At 73.0% G+C, this 22,239-nt stretch carries 20 protein-coding genes; 12 read left to right on the top strand and 8 right to left on the bottom strand.

The genetic code is table 11. The features are described 5' to 3' along the window. Positions 1–92: 92 nt before the first annotated feature. The 7 genes from ACMT9T_RS03930 (at position 93) to mmsB (ending at position 8,076) form a co-directional block, all read left to right on the top strand. A complete protein-coding gene (locus tag ACMT9T_RS03930; protein ID WP_414744330.1) occupies positions 93–1,010 on the top strand; it encodes an ABC transporter ATP-binding protein in 918 nt (305 codons plus the stop codon). Further along, the gene (locus tag ACMT9T_RS03925) at positions 1,007–1,870 is read left to right on the top strand and encodes an ABC transporter permease (RefSeq protein WP_414744329.1); all 864 of its coding nucleotides are present in this window, start codon (positions 1,007–1,009) and stop codon (positions 1,868–1,870) included. The genes ACMT9T_RS03930 and ACMT9T_RS03925 overlap by 4 nt, the downstream gene beginning before the upstream one ends. A 37-nt stretch (positions 1,871–1,907) precedes the next feature. Beyond that, positions 1,908–3,155, top strand: a complete 1,248-nt coding sequence (locus tag ACMT9T_RS03920; protein ID WP_414744328.1) for a sensor histidine kinase — start codon at positions 1,908–1,910, stop codon at positions 3,153–3,155. Further along, positions 3,152–3,814, top strand: coding sequence for a response regulator transcription factor (locus tag ACMT9T_RS03915; RefSeq protein ID WP_414744327.1), 663 nt, complete (start codon positions 3,152–3,154; stop codon positions 3,812–3,814). Before ACMT9T_RS03920 ends, ACMT9T_RS03915 begins: the two co-directional genes overlap by 4 nt. Positions 3,815–4,063: 249 nt before the next feature. Beyond that, the gene (locus ACMT9T_RS03910) at positions 4,064–5,203 is read left to right on the top strand and encodes a substrate-binding domain-containing protein (RefSeq protein ID WP_414744326.1); all 1,140 of its coding nucleotides are present in this window, start codon (positions 4,064–4,066) and stop codon (positions 5,201–5,203) included. Positions 5,204–5,326: 123 nt separating this feature from the next. Continuing rightward, a complete protein-coding gene (gene mmsA / locus ACMT9T_RS03905) occupies positions 5,327–6,871 on the top strand; it encodes a multiple monosaccharide ABC transporter ATP-binding protein (RefSeq protein ID WP_414744325.1) in 1,545 nt (514 codons plus the stop codon). After that, positions 6,868–8,076, top strand: coding sequence for a multiple monosaccharide ABC transporter permease (gene mmsB / locus ACMT9T_RS03900; protein WP_414744324.1), 1,209 nt, complete (start codon positions 6,868–6,870; stop codon positions 8,074–8,076). The genes mmsA and mmsB overlap by 4 nt, the downstream gene beginning before the upstream one ends. A gap of 71 nt (positions 8,077–8,147) precedes the next feature. Here the strand turns inward: mmsB and ACMT9T_RS03895 are convergent, their stop codons facing one another. The 4 genes from ACMT9T_RS03895 to ACMT9T_RS03880 all read right to left on the bottom strand — a co-directional run bounded on the left by ACMT9T_RS03895 (position 8,148) and on the right by ACMT9T_RS03880 (position 11,138). Next, positions 8,148–8,951 (bottom strand): signal peptidase I, encoded by an 804-nt coding sequence (locus ACMT9T_RS03895; protein ID WP_414744323.1) that lies wholly within the window; start codon positions 8,949–8,951, stop codon positions 8,148–8,150. 29 nt (positions 8,952–8,980) lie between these two features. Beyond that, a complete protein-coding gene (locus ACMT9T_RS03890; protein WP_414744322.1) occupies positions 8,981–9,895 on the bottom strand; it encodes a hypothetical protein in 915 nt (304 codons plus the stop codon). Beyond that, a complete protein-coding gene (locus ACMT9T_RS03885; RefSeq protein ID WP_414744321.1) occupies positions 9,892–10,494 on the bottom strand; it encodes a TasA family protein in 603 nt (200 codons plus the stop codon). Before ACMT9T_RS03885 ends, ACMT9T_RS03890 begins: the two co-directional genes overlap by 4 nt. Before the next feature lie 98 nt (positions 10,495–10,592). Continuing rightward, the gene (locus ACMT9T_RS03880; protein ID WP_414744320.1) at positions 10,593–11,138 is read right to left on the bottom strand and encodes an alternate-type signal peptide domain-containing protein; all 546 of its coding nucleotides are present in this window, start codon (positions 11,136–11,138) and stop codon (positions 10,593–10,595) included. A 337-nt stretch (positions 11,139–11,475) separates the two neighbouring features. On the opposite strand from ACMT9T_RS03880, the gene ACMT9T_RS03875 reads away from it, so the two are divergent. The 4 genes from ACMT9T_RS03875 (at position 11,476) to ACMT9T_RS03860 (ending at position 17,457) form a co-directional block, all read left to right on the top strand. After that, the gene (locus ACMT9T_RS03875) at positions 11,476–13,140 is read left to right on the top strand and encodes a sensor histidine kinase (protein WP_414744319.1); all 1,665 of its coding nucleotides are present in this window, start codon (positions 11,476–11,478) and stop codon (positions 13,138–13,140) included. A gap of 118 nt (positions 13,141–13,258) precedes the next feature. Further along, positions 13,259–15,088 (top strand): BCCT family transporter, encoded by a 1,830-nt coding sequence (locus ACMT9T_RS03870; RefSeq protein WP_414744318.1) that lies wholly within the window; start codon positions 13,259–13,261, stop codon positions 15,086–15,088. A 127-nt stretch (positions 15,089–15,215) separates the two neighbouring features. Beyond that, positions 15,216–16,232, top strand: a complete 1,017-nt coding sequence (locus tag ACMT9T_RS03865) for a diacylglycerol/lipid kinase family protein (protein WP_414744317.1) — start codon at positions 15,216–15,218, stop codon at positions 16,230–16,232. A 46-nt stretch (positions 16,233–16,278) separates the two neighbouring features. Continuing rightward, positions 16,279–17,457 carry an AAA family ATPase gene (locus tag ACMT9T_RS03860; RefSeq protein WP_414744316.1) on the top strand — a complete coding sequence of 393 codons (1,179 nt, stop codon included), beginning with the start codon at positions 16,279–16,281 and terminating at the stop codon, positions 17,455–17,457. A gap of 102 nt (positions 17,458–17,559) precedes the next feature. On the opposite strand, the gene ACMT9T_RS03855 is transcribed toward ACMT9T_RS03860, so the two are convergent. From ACMT9T_RS03855 to ACMT9T_RS03840, 4 genes are all read right to left on the bottom strand, one after another. Further along, positions 17,560–18,657, bottom strand: a complete 1,098-nt coding sequence (locus ACMT9T_RS03855) for a fatty acid desaturase family protein (RefSeq protein ID WP_414744315.1) — start codon at positions 18,655–18,657, stop codon at positions 17,560–17,562. Positions 18,658–18,892: 235 nt separating this feature from the next. Continuing rightward, the gene (locus tag ACMT9T_RS03850; protein WP_414744314.1) at positions 18,893–19,936 is read right to left on the bottom strand and encodes an NAD(P)-dependent alcohol dehydrogenase; all 1,044 of its coding nucleotides are present in this window, start codon (positions 19,934–19,936) and stop codon (positions 18,893–18,895) included. A gap of 49 nt (positions 19,937–19,985) precedes the next feature. Then, positions 19,986–20,696 carry a hypothetical protein gene (locus tag ACMT9T_RS03845; protein WP_414744313.1) on the bottom strand — a complete coding sequence of 237 codons (711 nt, stop codon included), beginning with the start codon at positions 20,694–20,696 and terminating at the stop codon, positions 19,986–19,988. Continuing rightward, positions 20,693–21,430, bottom strand: coding sequence for a hypothetical protein (locus tag ACMT9T_RS03840; RefSeq protein WP_414744312.1), 738 nt, complete (start codon positions 21,428–21,430; stop codon positions 20,693–20,695). The genes ACMT9T_RS03845 and ACMT9T_RS03840 overlap by 4 nt, the downstream gene beginning before the upstream one ends. A gap of 164 nt (positions 21,431–21,594) precedes the next feature. On the opposite strand from ACMT9T_RS03840, the gene ACMT9T_RS03835 reads away from it, so the two are divergent. After that, the gene (locus ACMT9T_RS03835; protein ID WP_414744311.1) at positions 21,595–22,236 is read left to right on the top strand and encodes a DinB family protein; all 642 of its coding nucleotides are present in this window, start codon (positions 21,595–21,597) and stop codon (positions 22,234–22,236) included. Positions 22,237–22,239: the final 3 nt, after the last annotated feature.

Genomic DNA, 22,239 nt, shown 5'->3' with positions numbered 1-22,239 from the left:
CGCGGACGACGTCGGCATCCACCGATCGGCCGATGCCGTGGATCGACCGCTCGGCCGTTCCGCTCCCGCCCGGCGACCGTCACGCTGGACCCATGACCACAGCAGCCGTCGAGGAGCACGTCCGCGTGCGCGACCTCGAGAAGACGTACGGCACGACCACCGCCCTCCGGGGCGTCACCTTCGACATCCACCGCGGCGAGACGTTCGCGCTCCTCGGGCCGAACGGCGCGGGCAAGTCCACGACCATCGAGATCCTCGAGGGGTACCGGCTGCGCAGCGGCGGGTCCGCGAGCGTGCTGGGCGTGGATCCCGCGACGGGCGGCCGCGCCTGGCGCGCCCGCATCGGCATGGTGCTCCAGTCGAGCTCCGAGAGCGGCGCGATGACCGTGCGCGAGCAGGTCGCGCACTTCGCCGCGATGTACCCGCGGCCCCGCGACGTCGACGCCACGATCGAGGCCGTCGGCCTCACCGAGAAGGCGGGCACGCTGCTGCGCGCGCTGTCGGGCGGCCAGCGGCGCCGGGTGGACGTGGCCCTCGGGATCATCGGCCGCCCCGAGCTCCTCTTCCTCGACGAGCCCACCACGGGCTTCGACCCCGAGGCGCGGCACCGGTTCTGGGACCTGATCCGCGAGCTCAAGGCGGAGGGCACGACCATCCTGCTCACCACGCACTACCTCGACGAGGCGGCGCAGCTCGGCGACCGGGCCGCGGTGATCGCGGGCGGGCGCCTGGTGGCGATCGGCCGGCTCGACGAGATCGGGGGAGAGGAGGCGCGGATCCCGCGGGTGCTCTGGCACGACGACGACGGGCACCACGAGGAGCCCACCCCGACGCCCGGCGCGTTCGTGTCACGGCTGTCCGCGGCGACCCCCGGCGGCGAGCCGCGGGACCTCCGCATCGTCCGGCCGAGCCTCGAGGACGTGTACCTCGGGCTGCTCGCGGCGGCCGGGACCACGGCCGACGCCGTGACCCCCGCCGTCCCCGCCTCCGCCGAGGAGGTGGCGGCGTGACCGCCGTCCGCCCCGCGCGTCCCGACGCTGGCCGCGCCCCCGCCCTCCCCGGCGTCCTCCCGCTCGGGATCCACCGGGTCCGCTACGAGGTCCGCCGCTACTTCCGCCAGACCGACACGATCATCTTCACGTTCCTGTTCCCGGTCATCATGCTGTCGATCTTCTCGGTCGCCTTCGGGTCATCCGGCAACCTCGGCACGGCGCCCGACGGCTCGGGCGGCGTGAGCGCCGCCGCCTACTACCTGCCCGGCATGATCGCCGCGGGCATCCTCCTCTCGGGCGTGCAGAACCTCGCGGTCGACATCGCGATGGAGCGGAGCGACGGCACGCTCAAGCGGCTCGCCGGATCCCCGCTGCCCGTGCTCTCGTACTTCATCGGCAAGGCCGGACAGGTCATCGTCACCTCGCTGCTCCAGATGGTCGTGCTGCTCCTCGTCGCCCGGTTCGCGTTCGGGGTGGAGCTGCCGACCGACGCCGGCCGCTGGGCCACGTTCGCGTGGGTCTACGCGCTCGGGATCACGTCGTCGGCCGTGCTCGGCATCGCGCTCAGCCGCATCCCGCGCTCCGGCGCCTCGGCCACGGCGGTCATCACGCCGATCGTGCTCGTGCTGCAGTTCATCAGCGGCGTCTACCTGGCGTTCACGATGCTGCCCACGTGGCTGCAGGACGTCGCGGCCTTCCTGCCGCTGAAGTGGATGGCGCAGGGCATGCGCGCCGTGTTCCTGCCGGACGCGCTCGCGTCCGTCGAGCGCGGCGGCACGTGGGACCTCGCGGGCGTCGCGGTCGTCCTCGCGATCTGGCTCGTCGGCGGCACGATCGCCGCGGTGGCGACCTTCCGCTGGATCCGTCGGGACTCCTGAGCATGCGCGACCGGTCGGCGGCTGGCAGGCTCGGGGCATGATCCCCACCCGCTGGGTCCACGTCGCGTACGCGGTGACGATGGCGCTCCTCGTCGCGCTGGCCCTCGCCGGAGGCGACGACCCGGCGCCCGCGCTCGCCGCCGTGGCCGTGATGGTCGCGCTCTACCTCCTGGTGGGCCGGCCGGCGCTCGTCGCCTCCGCGGCGGCCGCGCTGCACGACCCGGTGCGGCCGGAGCGCTCGGCGGTCGTCTTCCTCGTGCTCGTGATCCCGGCGGCCACCTGGGGCGTCGCGACCATGTCGTCGTTCGCGGTCGTGCAGTGCGTGCTCTGCCCGGTGGTCTGGTTCCTCCTGCCGCGGACCCGCGATGCCGTCCTCGGCACGCTCGTGCTCACGGGATCCATCGCCGTCGGCTTCGTCATCGGCTTCGGCGACCTGCCCGGCGCGCTCCCGACCATGGCCGTCTCGCAGGGGCTGAGCCTCGGCGGCAGCATCGCGCTGGGACTGTGGATCACCCGCATCGACGCCCTCAGTCGCGAGCGCCTCGAGCTGCTCGACGGCCTGCGGGCCGCGCAGGCGGAGGTCGAGGAGCTCGGCCGCGCTGCCGGTGCGGCCCGCGAGCGGGAGCGGATGTCCGCGGACATCCACGACACGGTCGCGCAGGACCTCACGGGCGTCGTGCTGCTCGCCCAGCGCGGCCGGCGCGAGCTGCGCGGCGGCGGCACCGAGGCGCTCGACGCGACCCTCGCCCTCCTCGAGGACAGCGCGCGCGACGCCCTCACCCAGACCCGCGCGATCGTCGCCGCCACCGCGCCCGTCGAGCTGACGGACGGACTCGGCCGCGCCCTCGGCCGGCTCGGAGCCCGCATGGCGCGCGAGACGGGGATCCCGGTCGAGGTGCGGGACGAACCCGACCTCGGGCCCGTGGACCGCGACGCCGAGGTGGTGCTCCTCCGCTGCGCCCAGGAGGGCCTCGCGAACGTCCGCCGCCACGCGGGCGCGTCCGCCGTGGAGCTGGTGCTCGCGCGCGACGGCGCCGACGTGGTCCTCGCGATCCGCGACGACGGTCGCGGGTTCGACCCCGACCGGCCCACGGGCGGATACGGGATCGACGGCATGCGCCGGCGCCTCGCCGCCGCGGCCGGTCGCCTCGACGTCGCGAGCGGCGCCGACGGGACGGTCCTCACGGCGAGGATCCCCGCGCACGCCCCGGCCGCCGCCGGCCCCGCCGCACCCGCGCCGCCCGCCGCGTCCCCGACCGCCGTCACCACGGCGGCCCGCGCGTGACCGCCGCGCGGATCCGCGTCGCCGTCGTCGACGACCACCCCGTGGTCCGCGCCGGCCTCGCCGCGCTCCTCGCCTCGGCCGCCGACCTCGAGGTCGTCGGACAGGCGGCCGACGGCGAGGCCGCCGTCGCGCTCGCCCGCGCCGAGCGCCCCGACGTCGTGCTCATGGACCTCCGCATGCCCGTCCTCGACGGCGTCGGCGCGACCGCCCGGCTCCGCGAGGAGTCGCCGGACGTCCGCGTCCTCGTGCTCACGACCTACGAGACCGACGCGAGCATCCTCACCGCCATCGAGGCGGGCGCCAGCGGCTACCTGCTGAAGGCGGCGCCCGAGGAGGAGATCCTCGCGGGCGTCCGCGCGGTGGCGCGCGGCGACGTCGCCCTGGCGCCGGCCCTCGCCGCGCGGCTCGTGCGGCAGGTCGCGAGGCCGACCGCTCCCGCTGCGCCCGCGCCGACCCTCAGCCCGCGCGAGACCGAGGTGCTCGCGCTCGTCGCCGCGGGCCGCACGAACGCGCGCATCGCCCTCGAGCTGCACGTGACGCCGGCCACCGTGAAGACCCACCTGCTGCACGTCTTCGAGAAGCTCGGCGTGGGCGACCGGACCCGCGCGGTCACGCTGGCGATGGAGCTCGGCCTGCTGCCGCCCGCCACCTCGCGGTAACGCTTGGATAACGTCTCTCGGAAGCCGTATCGGCGCCTGCGGAAATGGATATGTTCTGACCGACGACGAAAGCCGAGGATCCCTGCCCACGCGCGGATCCGACAGCCGCCGCCCCGCACCACATCCCGCACATCACCGCAGCAGCACCCGACCCGAGGACGCGTCGGCGCACCACCACGGCCCCTCGCGACGACGCGACGGCCCGGTGCACCTCGCCCCCGGACGGGCCACCCGAGAGGACCCGCCGTCATGGCATCCGGACACAACGCACGAAAGATCAGCTCCCTCCTCCTCCTCGCCGGCGTCGCCGTCGGCATGACCGCCTGCGCGCCGCAGGGCGCGACGAACACCGGCTCCGGAGGCGGCGACGCCGCCGGCGGCACCGAGTGCAACGTCGGCATCTCGATGCCGACCCGCAGCCTCGAGCGCTGGATCAACGACGGCGAGGGCCTCAAGTCGAAGCTCGAGGGCGACGACTGCACGGTCGACCTCCAGTACGCCGACAACAAGACCGACGCGCAGATCAGCCAGATCCAGAACCAGGTCGCGGGCGGCGCCAAGATCCTCGTGGTCGCGGCCGTCGACGGCAAGACGCTCGGCCCGGCCCTCGAGGACGCGAAGAGCCAGGGCGTCACGATCATCGCCTACGACCGCCTCATCAACGGCACCGACGCCGTCGACTACTACGCCACCTTCGACAACTACAAGGTCGGCCAGCTCCAGGGCGAGTTCATCAAGGACCAGCTGAAGCTCGACGAGGCGGCGGGCCCGTTCACGATGGAGCCCTTCGCCGGCAGCCCCGACGACAACAACGCCGGCTTCTTCTTCGGCGGCGCGTGGGACGTCCTCCAGCCCTACGTCGCGAGCGGCAAGCTGACGGTGCCCTCGGGCAAGTCGCCCGCCACGAGCGCCGACTGGCAGTCCATCGGCATCCTCGGCTGGGGATCCGACGACGCGCAGGCCGAGATGGACAACCGCCTGCAGTCGTTCTACACGGGCGGCCAGAAGGTCCAGGTCGTGCTCTCGCCCAACGACAGCCTCGCGCTCGGCATTGAGGCGTCGCTCTCGAGCGCCGGCTACGCGCCCGGCGCCGACTGGCCCGTCATCACCGGCCAGGACGCCGACAAGGCGAACGTCCAGGCGATCCTCGCGGACAAGCAGTCCATGACCGTCTGGAAGGACACCCGGGCGCTCGGCGACCAGGTCCAGAAGATGATCGGCGAGATCGTGGCCGGCGGCGACGTCACCGTCAACGACACCAAGTCGTACGACAACGGCAAGAAGGTCGTCCCCTCCTTCCTCCTCGACCCGCAGGTGGTCGTGAAGGACGACGTGCAGACGACGCTCATCGACTCCGGCTTCCTCAAGGCCTCCGACGTCGGCCTGTAGCCCCACCCGCGGCCGACGGGCGCCCGGCATCACGCCGGGCGCCCGTCGGCCGCGCATCCGTCTCCACCCGGCGCGCGTCGACCCGACGCGCGCCACCGACCCGAACGGGAACCAGGAGAAGCAATGGACGACGTCATCCTCCAGATGACCGGCATCGTCAAGGAGTTCACGGGCGTGCGCGCCCTCGACGGCGTGGACGTCACCGTCCGCCGCGGCGAGGTGCACGCCATCTGCGGTGAGAACGGCGCGGGCAAGTCGACGCTGATGAAGGTGCTCAGCGGCGTCTACCCGCACGGCACCTACGAGGGCTCGATCACGATCGACGGCCGCGAGGTCCGGTACGGATCCATCAACGACAGCGAGCGCGACGGGGTGGTCATCATCCACCAGGAGCTCGCGCTCAGCCCCTACCTCTCCATCGCGGAGAACATCTTCCTCGGCAACGAGATGTCGCGCGGCGGCGTCATCGACTGGAACAGGACCAACCTCGAGGCGGTCAAGCTCCTCAAGCGCGTGGGCCTCGACGAGAACCCGGCGACGCGCGTGCTCGAGCTGGGCGTCGGCAAGCAGCAGCTCGTGGAGATCGCGAAGGCGCTCTCCAAGGAGGTGAAGCTGCTGATCCTCGACGAGCCGACCGCCGCGCTCAACGACGACGACTCGGCCCACCTGCTCAGCCTCATCCGCCTGCTGCGCGACGAGGGCATCACGAGCATCATCATCAGCCACAAGCTCAACGAGATCCGGGCCATCGCGGACGACGTCACCGTCATCCGCGACGGGAAGACCATCGAGACGTTCCCGGTCACCGACTCCGACGAGATCGAGACGCGCATCATCCGCGCGATGGTCGGCCGGCCGCTCGACGCGCAGTTCCCGCCGCGCGACCCGCACATCGGCGCGGAGAAGCTCCGCGTCGAGGGCTGGACCGTGCACCACCCCGTGGACGTGGACCGGGTCGTCGTCGACGACGCGTCCTTCACCGTCCGCGCGGGCGAGGTCGTCGGGTTCGCCGGGCTCATGGGCGCCGGCCGCACCGAGCTCGCCATGAGCATCTTCGGCCGCTCCTACGGCACGGGCATCACCGGCCGGATCTTCAAGGACGGAAAGGAGATCCGCACCCGCACCGTGAGCGAGGCCATCAAGAACGGCATCGCCTACGCGACCGAGGACCGCAAGCGCTACGGGCTGAACCTCATCGGCAGCATCACGGTGAACGTCTCGGCCGCTGCGCTGTCGAAGCTCGTGAAGCTCGGCGTGATCGACCGGCACCGCGAGTACGCGGTCGCCGACGACTACCGCAAGAAGATGAACATCAAGACGCCCGACGTCTCGGGGGTCGTCGGCAAGCTGTCCGGCGGCAACCAGCAGAAGGTCGTCCTCAGCAAGTGGATCTACTCGGGTCCCGACGTCCTCATCCTCGACGAGCCCACGCGCGGCATCGACGTGGGGGCGAAGTACGAGATCTACAGCATCATCAACCAGCTCGCGGCCGAGGGGAAGGCGGTCATCGTCATCTCCTCCGAGCTGCCGGAGCTGATCGGCCTCTCGGACCGGATCTACACGATCGCCGAGGGCCGGCTCACCGCGGAGGTCGCCCGGGCCGACGCGACACAGGAGGAGCTGATGCGGCACATGACCGCCAGCCGGAAGTCAGGAGCGCAGAAGTGACCGTCGTACCCGAGCAGGCCACCGCGCCGAACGTGCCCACGCCGGACGGCGTCAAGAAGCGCCCGCGCCGGCGCATCGACCTCCGGCAGTACGGGATCCTGGCGGCCCTGGCCGTCATCATCCTGCTGTTCCAGGTCCTCACCGAGGGGCGGCTGCTCTACCCGGGCAACGTCGCGAACCTCATCCAGCAGAACGCGTACGTGCTGATCCTCGCGATGGGCATGGTCATCGTGATCATCGCGGGCCACATCGACCTGTCGGTGGGCTCGGTCGTCGCGACCGTCGGCGCCGTGGCCGCGCTCAGCATGAACGAGTGGGGGCTGCCGTGGGGGACCGCGGTCGTCCTGTCGCTCGTGGTCGGCGCGCTCATCGGCGCGTGGCAGGGCTTCTGGGTCGCGTTCGTCGGGATCCCGGCGTTCATCGTCACGCTCGCGGGCATGCTCGTGTTCCGCGGCGTCGCGCTCGTGCTCCTCACGGGCGGCACGATCTCGGGCCTCCCCGCGGAGTTCAACTCCATCGGATCCGGCAACCTGCCCACCACGGGCACGCCCGACCTCCTCACGCTCGGCATCGGCGCGCTCGTGTCGGTGGCGCTCGTGGTGCAGCAGCTGCGCACCCGCGCGACGCTCCGCAAGCTCGAGCTGCCGCGCGAGCGGGCGATCTCCTTCTGGATCCGCACCGCCATCGCCGTCTTCGCGATCATGTACCTCTGCTACCTGCTGGCGTACAACCGCGGGACGCCGATCATCCTGATCATCCTGGCGACCCTCGTGCTGCTCTACTCGTTCCTCCTGACCCGCACGGTGTTCGGCCGGCACGTGTACGCGATGGGCGGCAACCTGTTCGCCGCGATGATGTCGGGCGTCAAGACCCGCTGGGTCAACTTCTTCATCTTCGTCAACATGGGCCTGCTCGCCGGGCTCGCGGGCGTCGTGAGCACGGCGCGCGCCGGATCCGCGGTGGCCTCGGCCGGCCAGAGCTTCGAGCTCGACGCCATCGCCGCGGTGTTCATCGGCGGCGCGGCGGTGCAGGGCGGCGTCGGCACGGTGGTCGGCGCGGTCATCGGCGGCCTCGTGATGGGCGTGCTCAACCAGGGCCTGTCGATCCTGTCGGTGGACGCGGCGTGGCAGCAGGTCATCAAGGGCCTGGTGCTGCTCCTCGCGGTCGCCTTCGACGTCTACAGCAAGCGGCGCTCCGGGCGCTGACCCGGCGCACGACGACGACGGCCCGGCCGCTCCCTCGACGGGGAGCGGCCGGGCCGTCGTCGTGCGGGGGATCAGCCGCGGTGGCGTCCCCGCGGGCGGAGGGCGGCGGCGGCCGGGGCGGGCGCGTCGACGCCCGGGTGCGAGGGATCCGCGAGCGCGGCCGCGGCGACGCCCGCCGACATCGCGTCGGAGTGCACGTGGTCACCCTCCGCCTGCACGTCGTCCGCGGCCGACGCGGCGCGCTTCCGACGCGTCTGCACGGCGCCCGTGATGATCGTGACCGCCGCGTAGCAGAGCAGCGCGACCGCGGCGGCGGGGATGATCCAGCTGCGCGCCTCGCCGTTGACGGCCTGGTTCGCCCAGCCGACGAGCGGCACCGAGTACCAGACCTGGCCCTGGATCTGCGCCTGGGTCACCGGCAGCGAGTCGGGGGACGCGTTGTTGTCGCCCTTGAAGGTGAAGGTCCGCGTGCCGTCGGACTCGGACGCGATGGCGGTGATGCGGTGCGTGATGACGGCCGGGTCGCCCGAGCGGATCTGGTACGTGGCGACGTCGCCCACCTCCAGCGTCGCGGTGTCGACGGGCCGCACGACGATGAGCGTCCCGGGCGGCAGCGTCGGCTCCATCGACTGCGTGAGGATCGTGAGCGGCACCGACCCGGAGACCTTCGGCACCACGAGCAGCACGCCCGCGAGCGCGATGACGAGCAGCAGGATCCCGACGCTGAGGCCGACCGCCGCGGAGCGCAGGAGCTGCGACAGCGCGCGTGCGGGGGTCGTGCCCTCCTCGAGCTCGACGGGCGCGAGGTCGTCGGCGTGCTGCGTCTGGGCGTCGGCGTGCCGGGCGCGGGGGAGGCGGGGGAGGAGGCGGGGCATGGTCGGGTCCGGGTCGGGGCGGTCGGGGATCAGGAGCAGCGGAAGCCGCGCGCGCCGCTCTGGGTGAAGGCCACGACCGTGCCGTTGGCGACCTGGCGGACCTTGGTCCCGTTGCCGTCGAGGAGGTCGACGGAGACGGGCACCGTGCCGTCGGCCGCGAGCGTGGACGGGACCTGGTCGCGGGTGATGGCGGCCTTGCCGTACGAGCCCTGCGACGTGGCGATGCGCGTGCCGTTGACCATCACGCCGTAGTTCGAGTCGGACGACGCGACCGACGTGTCCCAGGAGACGAAGACGTACCAGTTGCCGTCGGTGGGCTCGCAGCGGAAGCCGCCCGTGACGGTGGGGCCGGCCGCGGTCTGCGTCGCGGAGGTGGACGCGCGGCCGGTCCAGGTGCCGGATCCCAGCACCACGCCGAGCGTGCCCGTGACGGACGCGGATCCGCTCGTGGGGAAGCCCGAGGCGGTGGTGCGGACGCACCAGGTCGCGTGGGCGCCGCCGGCGAGCGTGCCGGAGACCGTGGGCGGCGAGGCCCACGTGCCGGACACGGATCCGGAGCCGACGGCCGACGTGGCCGAGCAGCTCGACGCGGTCGTGCTCCACGCGACGACCTTGGTGCCGCCGGCCAGCGTGCGGTCCGCCGTCGCGGAGGCGGTGGAGGAGATCGTGCCGGTCCAGGGGCTCTGCACGGTGCCGGTGTTCTTCACGACGACCGTGGCGGTGCGGCTGGGGCTGCTCGAGGTGACGGCCCCGGAGAGCTGGTCGAAGCCCGTGCTCGTGACGGACACGGTCGCGGCGCGGACGGTCGATCCGGTCGTGACGGTCGAGGTCCAGAGCGCGTGGACGGCGGTGCCGCCGGTGCCGAGGAGGATCACCGTGACGCCCACCAGGAGCGCGGCGTGCAGGCGGCCGACGGGGCGGCGGGTGCGGCGGGGGCGGCTCACGACGCGACCTGCGTGCCGACGACGTCGAAGGCGAGCTGCGCGGTGGACCCCTGCACGGACTGCGGCGCGTCCTTGTCGAGGACGACCTCGGTGCAGACGACCGACGAGGCGCCGGGCTGGATGCGGACGAAGCCGCTGGGCGTGTGCAGCGCGCCGGGACGGCCGGAGAAGGTCGTCGCGCCGTGCACGCAGTCGGCCGCCGTCGCGACGGGGCCGAGGCGCAGCGAGAGCTCGCCGGGGAAGGCGCTGTTCGAGGAGGTGCCTCGCGTGGAGATGGCCACGTCCAAGGCTACCGTGCCGGTGTTCTTCGCGGTGAAGGCGCCGACGGTGCCCTGGCCGGGGAGGAGCGACGCGGCGTCGAGGGCGACCTGCTGCGTGATGACGAGGCCGCTCGATCCGCTCGTGACGCTCGCGGGCTGGGCGCTCGCGGTGCCGTTCCAGAGGGCGTAGCTGCCGCCGGTGGCGGCGAGGGAGGCGACGACGACCGCGGTGAGGAGGCCGGTGGTGAGCCACGCGGCGCGCAGCGGGCTGCGGCGGGCGGGACGGGCGGAGCGGCGGCCATGAGCGGGACGCGCGGCGGGTGCCTGCCTCGTGCTCATGTCGTCTCGCTCCGGTTCGTGGGGTGCTGGGTGGTGCGTGGGGGAGGTGGAGCCCCCTCCCCGCGGGCGACGTCACCGCGAGGAGGGGAGAGCGGGGACTAGATCGTGCGCTGCGTGAGCGTGAACGCGAGCTTGTCGAAGGAGAGCGTCCCGTTCTGGCCGGTGGTCGCGGCGGAGGGGAAGGTCACCGTGAGGACGACGTTCACCTTGGAGGCGTTCGTCGAGGGCTTGACCGTGAAGGTGTTCGCGGCGCTGGCGGCCGTGATGGAGGCGTCGGACGAGGTCACGTCGAGCTTCGTGGTGACGGCGGACTTGAGCGCCTGGTCGCCGGTGATGGAGAGGGGGTTGTAGGTGAGGTCCGCGGAGAGCGAGTCGCCCGTGGCCGTGACGGTGAGGGCGGTCGTGTACTGGAGGACGTTGCCCGGGACGATGCGGTAGGTCGCGGGGTCGATGACCTTGCTGCCGCCGTTGGTGATGTCGGTCCAGACGCCGGCGGTGTCGGCCGAGAGGGCCAGGTTGCCGGAGGAGACGCTGGTCGCGGCGGCCGTGGCGTTGGCGTTCCAGAGGGCGAAGCTGCCCGCGCCGCCGAGGAGGAGGACGATGCCGGCGGCACCTGCGACGGCACCGGAGACGATCTTGTTCATGGGGGATTCCTGTCCTGGCGCGGTGTGCCGCGCACGTTCTTGGGGAGGCGGCGGGTGGGTCTCCCGCCGGTCGTCTCCGGTCCTCGGTCGGCGCCTGTGCGGCGCTCCCACGGTGTCGGTCCGGTGTTCCTTCGACGATGTCCACTCTGCTGGAGCGGTCTCAAGCCACCCGCTGGCATTCCGCAAGTCCCTCCGAGCTTTGCCGCAAGCCCGTCCCGGGATCCGCTCAAGGACGTGCGGGACCCCTCGCGTCGTGGCGCACGGCGGTCCGCCGTCCCGTCCGGTCTAGGCTCAGGCCACGGCATCCAGGGCCGCAGGGACAGAGGAGGGGCAGCGCATGGCCTCTGCCGTCCCCTCCCGCGCGGCGTCGGAGGACGAGCGGCGGCGACGGGGATCCACCCGCACGCAGGCCCCCTTCCTCCTCAGCTGCGCGGTCGTCGCCGTCCTCGTCGGGCTCGTCGAGCCGGGCGCCGAGCGCGACCCCTGGTACGCGGCGGCCATCACGGTGGTCGCGGTCGTCTCCGTCCTCGGCGCCATCCTCGCGGTCACGAAGGCGCCGTCGTCCCTCCTCATCGTCGTGCCGGCGGTGGACCTCCTCGCGGTCGCCGTGATCCGCGACGCGACCGCCGTCGACCTGCCCGCCGCCGCCCTGCTCGTGATCTTCCCGCTCCTCTGGCTCGTCTTCGCGTTCCCGACCGCGGGCGTCGTCGTCGCCGTCGGAGGCGCCGTGGCCGTCTCCGTCGTCCCCCTGCTCCGCCACGGCGGCCTGCCGGACACGGGCCGGGAGTGGGCCGACCTCGTCGGCGGCCTCCTCCTCATGGCCCTGCTGGTGGGCGCGGCCGCGCAGGCCGCCGCGTCGCAGCGTCGCGACCGGCGCGAGCTCGCCGAGGCCACCGACGCGCAGGCGCGGCTCCTCGCGGAGTCCCGGGAGCAGACCGAGACCATCCGCGACGTCGCCGACGCGGTCGACGTCGGCATCGTCTACTTCGACGCCGACGACCGGCCCGTGATCCGCAACGCGGCGGTCCGGACGCTCCTCGAGATCGCGGGCTACGACCCCGTCACGGGGCGCGCGACCGCGGTGTACGGATCCGACCGCGTGACGCCCGTGGCGCGCGACGGCAAGGTGCTGCTCGAGGCGCTGTACGCGGACAAGGTGCACGGCCCGGTGTACTGGGTGGGGGAGCCCGGCAACCAGCGCGCGCTCGTGCTCTCGGTGAGCGGCATCGGCCGCCGCCCGGGACGGCGGACGGGCACGGTCCTCGCCGCCTACGACGTGACCGACCTCGCGCAGGCGGTGCAGGTGAGAGACGAGTTCCTGGCCACGGTGTCGCACGAGCTGCGGACGCCGCTCACGAGCATCGTCGGCTACCTCGACCTGCTCGACGAGCTGCACGACCCGGTCCACATGGGCATCGCGACGGAGCTCGCGGTCATCCAGCGGAACGTCGACCAGCTCTCCACCATCATCGGCTCGCTGCTCGCGGGCGCCGACCACGCGCCCGCCTTGGTCCGCGGGCGCGTCGACATGACCGCGATGGTGGACGGCGCGGTCCGCGCGGCCGCCGCCCGCGCGGAGGAGCGCGGGCTGGCGCTGCACGCGCGCGTCGAGCCGGCCGTGCTGGTGGACGGCGACGCGGGACGGCTCACGCAGGTCGTCGACGCCCTCCTCTCCAACGCGCTCGCGTTCACCCCGTCCGGCCGGATCGACGTCGTCCTGGCGCGCGAGGGGGAGGACGCCGTGGTCTCGGTCGTCGACACCGGCGTGGGCCTCAGCGAGGAGGACCAGCGCCACGCGTTCGACCGCTTCTTCCGCGCCCAGTCCGCCCGGGACGGCGCCGTGCCCGGGCTGGGCCTCGGCCTCTCCATCGCCGACCGCACCGTCGCCGCGCACGGCGGCCGCCTCCGCATCGCGAGCCGCCTCGGCCACGGGACCCGGGTCGTCGCCTCCGTCCCCGCGATCCCGCGCGACGGCGCTCCTACCCCTCCCCATAGCGGATGACAAGACCCGATCGCGAATCGATGCATCGCAGGCCCTCCGCCTAGACTCAGCCGGTCGCTCGCGGGACCCCTGCGGGCGCGGCACCATGTCATCGAGCCCACAGGAGCCCATCCCCTCCATGACCTCCACGCGCACGTCCGCAGAACGCCTCCTCGACCGCCTCATCCCGAAGAGGCGCGCCAACCCCGACGGCACCCGGCCACCTCGTCGCGACCACTCCGACCACCGCCTCCTCGAGGCCAGGTTCACCGGATCCGTCGACCTCTACGAGCCCGAGCACCCGAAGATCGACCGCCTCGTCTTCGGCGTCACCGCCGTCCTCGCGGTCGGCTTCGTCGTCTGGGGCATCGTCAGCACCGACGGCCTCGCCTCCATCTCGGGCGCGGCGCAGAGCTGGGTCATCGAGAAGACCGGCTGGCTGTTCGTGCTCGCCGCGAGCTTCTTCGTGATCTTCGTGCTCTGGCTCGCCGCCAGCCGCTACGGCCGCATCAAGCTGGGCGCCGACGACGAGAAGCCGCAGTTCAAGACGGTCTCGTGGATCGCGATGATGTTCAGCGCGGGCATGGGCATCGGCCTGATGTTCTTCGGCGCCGCCGAGCCGCTCAGCCACTTCGTCACCCCGCCGCCCGGCACCTCGCAGCCGGAGTCGGAGGCCGCCATCCGCACGGCCATGGCCACCGCGATGTTCCACTGGGGCCTGCACCCCTGGGCCATCTACGCGGTCGCGGGCATCGCGATCGGCTACGGCACCTTCCGCAAGGGCCGCAAGCAGCTCTTCTCCTCCATCTTCCAGCCCCTCCTCGGCACCAAGCGCACCGAGGGCTGGGCGGGACGCGTCATCGACATGCTCGCGATCTTCGCCACGCTCTTCGGCTCGGCGGCCTCGCTGGGCATCGGCGCGACGCAGATCGGCGCGGGCCTCGAGTTCAACGGCTGGGTGCCGGAGGCCACGGCCCCGCTGCTCATCGGCATCATCGTCGTGCTCACGATCGCCTTCATCTTCTCGGCCGTCTCGGGCATCGCCCGCGGCATCCAGTGGCTGTCGAACATCAACATGGTGCTGGCCGTCGTGCTCGCCGTCTTCGTGTTCGTGGTCGGCCCGACGCTCCTCATCCTGAACCTCATCCCCGCCACGCTCGGCGCCTACCTCGGCGACATGACCGAGATGGCGTCGCGCACCGCGGCGACCGGCGGCGACGAGATGAGCTCCTGGCTCGCCAGCTGGAGCGTCTTCTACTGGGCCTGGTGGATCTCGTGGACGCCGTTCGTCGGCATGTTCATCGCGCGCATCAGCCGCGGCCGCACCATCCGCGAGTTCGTGGTCGGCGTGCTCCTCGCGCCGAGCATCGTGGCCCTCATCTGGTTCTCGATCTTCGGCGGCTCCGCGATCCACGCGCAGCAGACCGACGGCGACATGACCGTCGACGGCGCCGTGGTCAGCGACAACACGCTGTTCCAGCTGCTCAACCACTACCCGCTGGCCAGCGTCAGCACCGTGCTCGTCATGCTGCTCGTCGGCATCTTCTTCGTCTCGGGCGCCGACAGCGCGTCCATCGTGATGGGGACGCTGTCGCAGCGCGGCGCGCTGCACCCGAGCCGCAAGGTCGTCGTCTTCTGGGGCGTCGTCATGGGCGCGGTCGCGGCGATCATGCTCGCCATCGGCGGGGGAGGCACGGAGGCCCTCACCGGCCTGCAGAACCTCACGGTCGTGGCCTCGCTGCCGTTCGTGCTCGTGATGCTCGTGGCCTGCTATGCGCTCTGGAGCGAGCTCCGCACGGATCCGCTCATCGTGCGCCGCCAGGTGGCCGTCGAGATGATGCGCGACGCCGTCGTCAACGGCGTCGAGCAGCACGGCGACCACTTCCAGCTCTCGGTCGACCCGGTCGACCCGGAGGAGGCGGCGATCCGCGAGCCCCTCGGCGACGAGGACGAGGCCCGGCGCTCCTGACGCCGATCCCGACGACCACGCCGACCCGCGCCCTGCGCGCGGGTCGGCGTCGTCGTCCCCGGCCCCTCGCGGATCCCCGCCGGCCACGGGCACCTCGCCGGGCCCGCGCGTCGGTAGGGTGACCATGATGACGACCTCCACCCCCGCCTCAGCTCCCGCACCCGCGCCCACCGACGGGTCGGGTCGCCGCGCCGCCGTCGTCTACAACCCGATCAAGGTCGACCTCGAGTCCCTCCAGGCGAAGGTCGCGCAGGCGGCCGGCGCCGCGGGGTGGCAGGAGACGCTCTGGTTCGAGACCCGCGAGGACGACCCGGGCAAGGGCGCCGCCCAGGAGGCCCTGTCGCACGACGTCGACATGGTCATCGCGGCCGGCGGCGACGGCACGGTCCGCGCGGTCGCCGAGGGCATGTCCGGATCCGGCGTCGCGCTCGGCCTGCTCCCGTCGGGCACGGGCAACCTGCTGGCCCGCAACCTCAAGCTGACGCTCAACGACGTCGAGCACTCGCTCGAGGCGGCGTTCTCCGGGCACGACCGGAAGGTCGACCTGGCGGCCATCGAGATCCTCCGCGGGGACGACACCCGCGACAAGCACGTGTTCGTCGTGATGGCGGGCGTCGGCATCGACGCGAAGATGCTCGCCAACACCGACTCGGAGCTGAAGAAGAAGGTCGGCTGGCTCGCCTACGTCGACGCGATCTTCAAGGCCCTGCGGGACCGCGACCAGCTGCGCCTGCGCTACCGCCTCGACGGCCGCAGCACGCACCGCCGCCGCGCCCACACCCTCATCGTGGGCAACTGCGGCTCGCTGCCCGCCAACATCCTGCTGCTGCCGGACGCGGCCGTCGACGACGGCATCCTCGACGTGGTGCTCATGCGCCCCGAGGGGCTGTTCGGCTGGATCCAGATCTGGATCAAGGTCGCGTGGGAGAACGGCGTCGTCCGCCGCACCGCCGCGGGCCGCCGCCTCATGGGCCCCGAGAAGGAGGTCCGCGCGCTCGAGTACCGCACGGCCGAGGAGGTCGTGGTCCGGCTCGAGAAGGAGGAGGACATCGAGCTCGACGGCGATCCCTTCGGCCGCGCCATCGGGTTCCGCGTCCAGGTCCTGCCCGGCGGCCTCACCGTGCGGGTGCCCCAGGACTCCTGATCCGCTCGCGCATGCCCCTGTCGGCGGCTCGTGGGAGTGTCGGGGCATGATCCGCACACTCGCCGTCTCCGGCTACCGCTCCGTCCGCGACCTGGCGCTGCCGCTCACCGGCCTCGACGTCGTCACGGGTGCCAACGGCAGCGGCAAGTCCAACGTCTACCGCGCGCTCCGCCTCATCGCCGACATGGCCCAGGGCGGCGCCGTGGGAGCGCTCGCCCGGGAGGGCGGCCTCGAGGGCGTGCTGTGGGCGGGCCCGGAGGGCCTCAGCCGCGCGATGCGCGACGGCGAGCAGGAGGTGCAGGGCACCATGCGGAAGGGCCCCATCGCCCTCCGGCTCGGGTTCGCGGGCGACGACCTCGGCTACCTCGTCGACCTCGGCATCCCGCAGCGCGATCCGTCCGCGAGGCCGCCCACCCTGTTCGGGCGGGATCCGGAGATCAAGCGCGAGCTGGTGTTCAGCGGCCCGGTGGCGCGTCCCCGTTCCCTCGTGCTGGAGCGCCGCTGGCAGGACGTGCGCGTCCGCGACGAGGCCGACGGGTGGACGCACGTGCCCGCCCTGGTGCCGCCCCACCTCAGCGTGCTCAGCGAGGTGGCCGACGCGGTGACGAGCCCCGAGGCGATGATCCTCCGGCGGCGCATGAGCGGCTGGCGCTTCTACGACCACCTCCGCACCGACGCCGACGCCCCCGCACGCCGGCCGCGCGTCGGCACGCGCACGCCGGTCCTGGCGAGCGACGGCTCCGACCTCGCCGCGGCCGTGCAGACCGTCCGGGAGTGGGGGAACGGCGATGCGCTCGACGCCCTGGTCGACCGGGCGTTCCCGGGGTCCACCATCGTGATCCGCTCCCAGGACGGCGTCATGTCGCTCGGACTCCGCCAGCCCGGCATCCTCCGCGTCCTCGACGCGGCCGAGCTCTCGGACGGCACGCTGCGCATGCTGATGCTCACGGCCGCCCTGCTCACCACGGAGCCGCCCGAGCTCATGGTGCTCAACGAGCCGGAGACGAGCCTGCACCAGGATCTGCTGCCGGCGCTCGGCGCGCTCATCGCGGAGGCGTCGCGGAACGTGCAGATCCTGGTCGTGACGCACGCACCGGGGCTCGCCACGGCCGTGTCCGAGCATGCGGAGGCGGGCGAGCTCGTGCTGGAGAAGCCGTACGGGGAGACGCTGCTGCGCGGGCAGGGTCTCCTCAGCTCGCCGTCGTGGGACTGGGGCAAGCGCTAGAGCGCGGGCCGCACGACGACGCCTCCCGATCGCGGCCCTGAGGGGCGGCGCGAGCGGGAGGCGTCGGATGGAGCGGTGGTGCGGTGGTGCGGTGTCTCGGTGTCAGCGTCCGAAGGCGGCGGATGCGGGGCAGTCGAAGGGGTCGCCGCCGGCGGAGAGGCCGACGCGGTTGAGGTAGGCGACGACGATGCCGTAGGAGGCCAGCAGCGTGGTCTCCGTGTAGGGGATGTTGTGGGTCGCGCAGTACTCCTTCGCGATGACCTGGGCCTTCTTGAGCGCGGGCCGGGGCATGTTGGGGAAGAGGTGGTGCTCGATCTGGTAGTTGAGGCCGCCCATGTAGATGTCGGTGAGCCAGGTGCTCTTGATGTTGCGCGACGTGAGGACCTGGCGGCGGAGGAAGTCGACCTTGGAGTCCTTGGGCAGCACGGGCATGCCCTTGTGGTTGGGGGCGAAGGAGGCGCCCATGTAGACGCCGAAGACGGCGAGCTGGACGCCGACGAAGGCGAAGGCCATGCCGAGGGGGAGGAAGAAGAACACGACGGCGAGGTAGGCGATGATCCGGGTGGAGAGCATCGAGATCTCGAGCCAGCGCTTGTCGACCTTGCCGCGGCCGAAGACCGTGCGGAAGCCGTGGACGTGGAGGTTGAGGCCCTCGAACATGAGGATCGGGAAGAACGCGTAGCCCTGGTGGCGCGTGAACCAGCCGTACACGCCCTTGGCGCGGGAGGCGTCCTCGGGGGTGAAGGAGATGACGTCGCGCTCGATGTCCGGGTCCTTGCCCATGACGTTCGGGTTCGCGTGGTGGCGCGAGTGCTTCGTCATCCACCAGGAGTAGCTGATGCCGACGAACAGGTTCGCGAGCGTGCGGCCCGCGATGTCGTTGGCCTTGCCCGACTCGAACACCTGGCGGTGCGAGGCCTCGTGGGCGAGGAAGGCGAACTGGGTGAAGATGATGCCGAGCCCGGCGGCGATGAGCAGCTGGAACCAGCTGTCGCCGAGGAGCACGAAGCCGACGCCGAGGCCGAGGAGGGCGGCGGTGACGGCCGAGAACATGAGCACGTAGAAGCCCACGCGGCGGTTCAGGAGGCCCGCGTCGCGGACGGTGTTCAGGAGCCCCGAGTACTCGGTGGTGGGGTTCGCTCCGCCGCCGCGCTTGGGGCGGGTGAGCACGATGCGGGGTGCCGCTGTGGTGTCAGTCATGGTCAGCTCGTTCGTCCGTGGCCTCTCGGCCAGGTGGAGCGGACCGCCTCGGCGAGCCGCTGTCTGTCGTCGCCGTGTGGGGACACGACGCGGCGCCGGTGTTCTGGGGCGACCTGGTCTCACACTCCCATAGGCACGCGGCTCCCGCACCATGGATACTCACAGCGCGGACGGCGTGTCGCTGTCGCTGGGGGATAGCGCCCCGTCCTGCCGGGGATTACGGGCTGCTGGGCAGCTACGGCACGATGACCGCGCGACCACGCACCGTGCCCGCCGCGAGGGCCGCGTACGCGTCCGGCCCGTCGTCGAGCGCGTACCGCTGCGTCTCGACGGTCACCTGCCCGGAGCGCGCCAGCTCGAGCACCTCGATCAGCTCGGAGCGGCTGCCCCAGTAGGGGATGCGTACCGCGGCGTCGAACGCGATGCGCCCGAAGCCGAGCTCCGCGGCACCGCCGCCGATGCCGACGATCGACACGTCGCCGCCGGCCTCGACCACCTGGAACGCGGTGGCCATGGTGGGCGTCGCGCCGACGAAGTCGAAGACGGCCTGGACGCCGCGGCCGCCGGTGATCGCCCGGATGCCGTCGGCGGCGTCCGCGTCGCTGATCACCGTGTGGTGCGCGCCCACGTGCCGGGCGAGCTCGAGCTTCTCGTCGGTCACGTCGAGCGCGATGACGGTGGCGCCGCTGAGGGCGCGGAGGATCTGGATCCCGACGTGCCCGAGGCCGCCCGTGCCGATGACGACCGCGAAGGTGCCGGCGCCCAGCTTCGGGAGCGAGGTCTTGATCGCGTGGTACGGCGTGAGGCCGGCGTCGGTGAGCGACACGTTCTCGACCGGGTCGAGGTCGCCGAGCGGCACGAGGTGGCGCGGGTCGTCGACGATCATGTACTCCGCCATGGCGCCGGGCGAGCCCAGCCCGGGAGGCTGGATCCCCTCGGCCGCGGCGTTCTCGCAGTGGTTCTCGCGGCCCTCGGCGCACGCGTGGCAGCGCCCGCAGCCCCAGGGGCCGTAGACGGCGACCGCGTCGCCGACGGCGAGGTGCTCGACGCCCGCGCCCAGCTCCTCGACGACGCCCGCGCCCTCGTGGCCGAGCGTCAGGGGGAGCGGATAGCCGGCGGCGCCGTACTCCTCCTCCGAGAGGCCCATCACGTACTCGTCCGAGTGGCACACGCCGGCGGCGGTGACGCGGAGGAGGACCTGACCGGGGCCGGGCGTCGGCTTCTCGATCTCGACGACCTCGGGGTGGGATCCGATGCGGGTGTACTGGAGCGCCTTCATGCCTCCACCGTATTCCCCGTGTGGGGGAACTCGCTGGACGCGCGGCGGGTCAGGGCAGGCGGCTGCCGTGCGGGGGATCCGCGGGCGAGGCCTGCGCGCGCTCCGACTCGGGGAGCGCGAGCTCGGCGTCGGCGGCGTCGCGGAGCAGGGCCAGGGGGCCGGCGGCGCGCGCCGCCGTCCAGAGCGTCGGCCCCGTGGTGACGGCCCATAACGGCAGCATCAGGAGGAGGGTGACGGACGGGTCGCTGGCGAGCAGGAACGGGTAGGCGAGCGCCAGCGCGCCGAGCATGAGGGCGACGGCCGGGAGCCCGAGCGCGTGCGCGGCGAGTGCGCGCCGGGACTCGATCGCGACGCGCTCCGCCGTGCCGGGCGCGATGGTCACGCGCCCGAGGCGGTCGACGGACCGGTCGAGGAGGGGCTGGTCGCGCCACGTCAGGGGCCCGCGTGGGGTCATGGCGATCCGTCGCGCGGCCCGGGCCAGCCATGAGCTGGTCAGCGCGCTTGCGGAGAGGGCCCCGAAGACGGTGCCGTACGCCGTCGCGAGCAGCGGACCGCCCTCGGTGAGGAGTTGCGCGAGGAGCAGGCCGCTCGCGACGGCGACCGCGACTCCGAGCCCGACGGCGACCAGTCGCCGACGGAGGGTGATGACGGCGCCGATCCACCCGGCCAGGGCACAGCGGCCGATGCGGACGAGTTCAAGCCGCTCATGGCCGGCGTCGTGCGATGCCGCTCCGTCTGCGGCGGGCTGTCGCGGGCTCACGGCAGCCGAGTGCCGTGCGGCGGGATGACGGGCGGGGCCTGCGGCCGCTCGGACTCGGGGAGCGCGAGCTCGGCGTCGGCGGCGTCGCGCAGGAGGGCCATGCGCCCGGCGGCGAGGGACTGGGTCCAGAGAGAGGAGACGGACATCAGCAGGTAGACGGGCGCGAACCACAGCAGAGTGCCGGGATCGCCCGCGATGGCGTAGGCGGGAAGGCCGACGAGCGCCAGGACGCTGAGGGTGAGCGCCCCCGGCACGGGCGCCGCGGCCGTCGCGATGGCCCGGCGCGACTCCGTGGCCGCGCGCCCGGCGGTCCCCGGGGCGAGGGAGACGCGGCCGCGCGCGTCCACCCCGGCGTCGAGGAGGGCCGCGTCCCGCCAGGCCGGGTGCGTCCCGACGACCGACGGGTGGCGGCGGATGGCGCGCGCGAGCCAGATCGAGAGCGGGATCACGGCCACCGCGCCGCCCACCACCGCGCCGAGCACGATCGCCCCGGGGAGCGCGGTCTCCGGGCCGTCCGCGCGGGCGAGCACCGGCTCGATGAGCACGCCCATGGCGACGCCCGCGAGGAGTCCGAGGGCGAGAGCCAGGACGCGTCGACGCGGCGTGATGACCTCGGCGATCCAGGAGGCGATGGCGCGGGCCCCGATGCGGATGAGCGCGCGCTTCCCGTGGCCCGGGTCGGCGGTCGCGGCGTCGGCGGTTGTCGCTGCTGGCGTCGTGTCGTCAGCTTTCATGCGGGCCTCCCGGTCCGGGCCGGTCGTCGGCCCCCTCCATCCTCCCGGGCGGGCACCCCGGGGACGGGCCATCCGGCGTCCCCCGTCCGGGGCGCGGGACGGATCCGCGCCGTCGTCCGGACGGGGGCTGGACGGCTGTCGGAGGTGCCTGGGATGCTCGCGGCATGACCGCAGCGCAGCCCTCATCCGCGAGCCCGTCCCGCTCCGGCGACGACGCCGTCCGCGACGACCTCGTCCGCCACCTCCGCCTGGCGCGCGAGGCCCTCGTCTGGAAGCTCGAGGGACTCGGCGAGCACGACGTGCGCCGCCCGCTGGTGCCGACCGGATCCAACCTGCTCGGGCTCGTGAAGCACGCGGCGGGAGTCGAGGCCGGCTACCTCGGCTTCGTCTTCGGCCGGCCGTTCCCCGAGCGCCTCGCGTGGATGGAGGAGGACGCGCCGCCGAACGTCGACATGCGCGCCGCCGCCGACGAGTCGCGCGCCGACATCGTGGGCCTCTCCGAGCGGGTCGGCGCGCACGCCGAGGCGACGCTCCGGGCGCTCCCGCTCGACGCGGCGGGCACCGTGCCGTGGTGGCCGGGCGGATCCGGGAACGTCACGCTGCAGCGCATCGCGGTGCACCTCATCGCCGAGCTGAACCGGCACGCGGGGCACGCGGACGTCCTGCGGGAGCTCGTCGACGGATCCGCCGGGCTCCGGGTCGACAACGGCAACCTGCCCGACGGCGACGCCGCGTTCTGGCGCGTCGAGCACGCGGAGACCGCGCGCGTCGCCCGCGCGGCGGCGGGGCTGCCGCCGGTCGGCTGACCG

Origin of the sequence: Clavibacter vidaverae (genome assembly GCF_047529985.1) — a bacterium.
Classification (GTDB): domain Bacteria; phylum Actinomycetota; class Actinomycetes; order Actinomycetales; family Microbacteriaceae; genus Clavibacter; species Clavibacter nebraskensis_A.
Note: the sequence above shows the minus strand (reverse complement) of the source record. Positions and strands in the feature narration are given on the sequence as shown.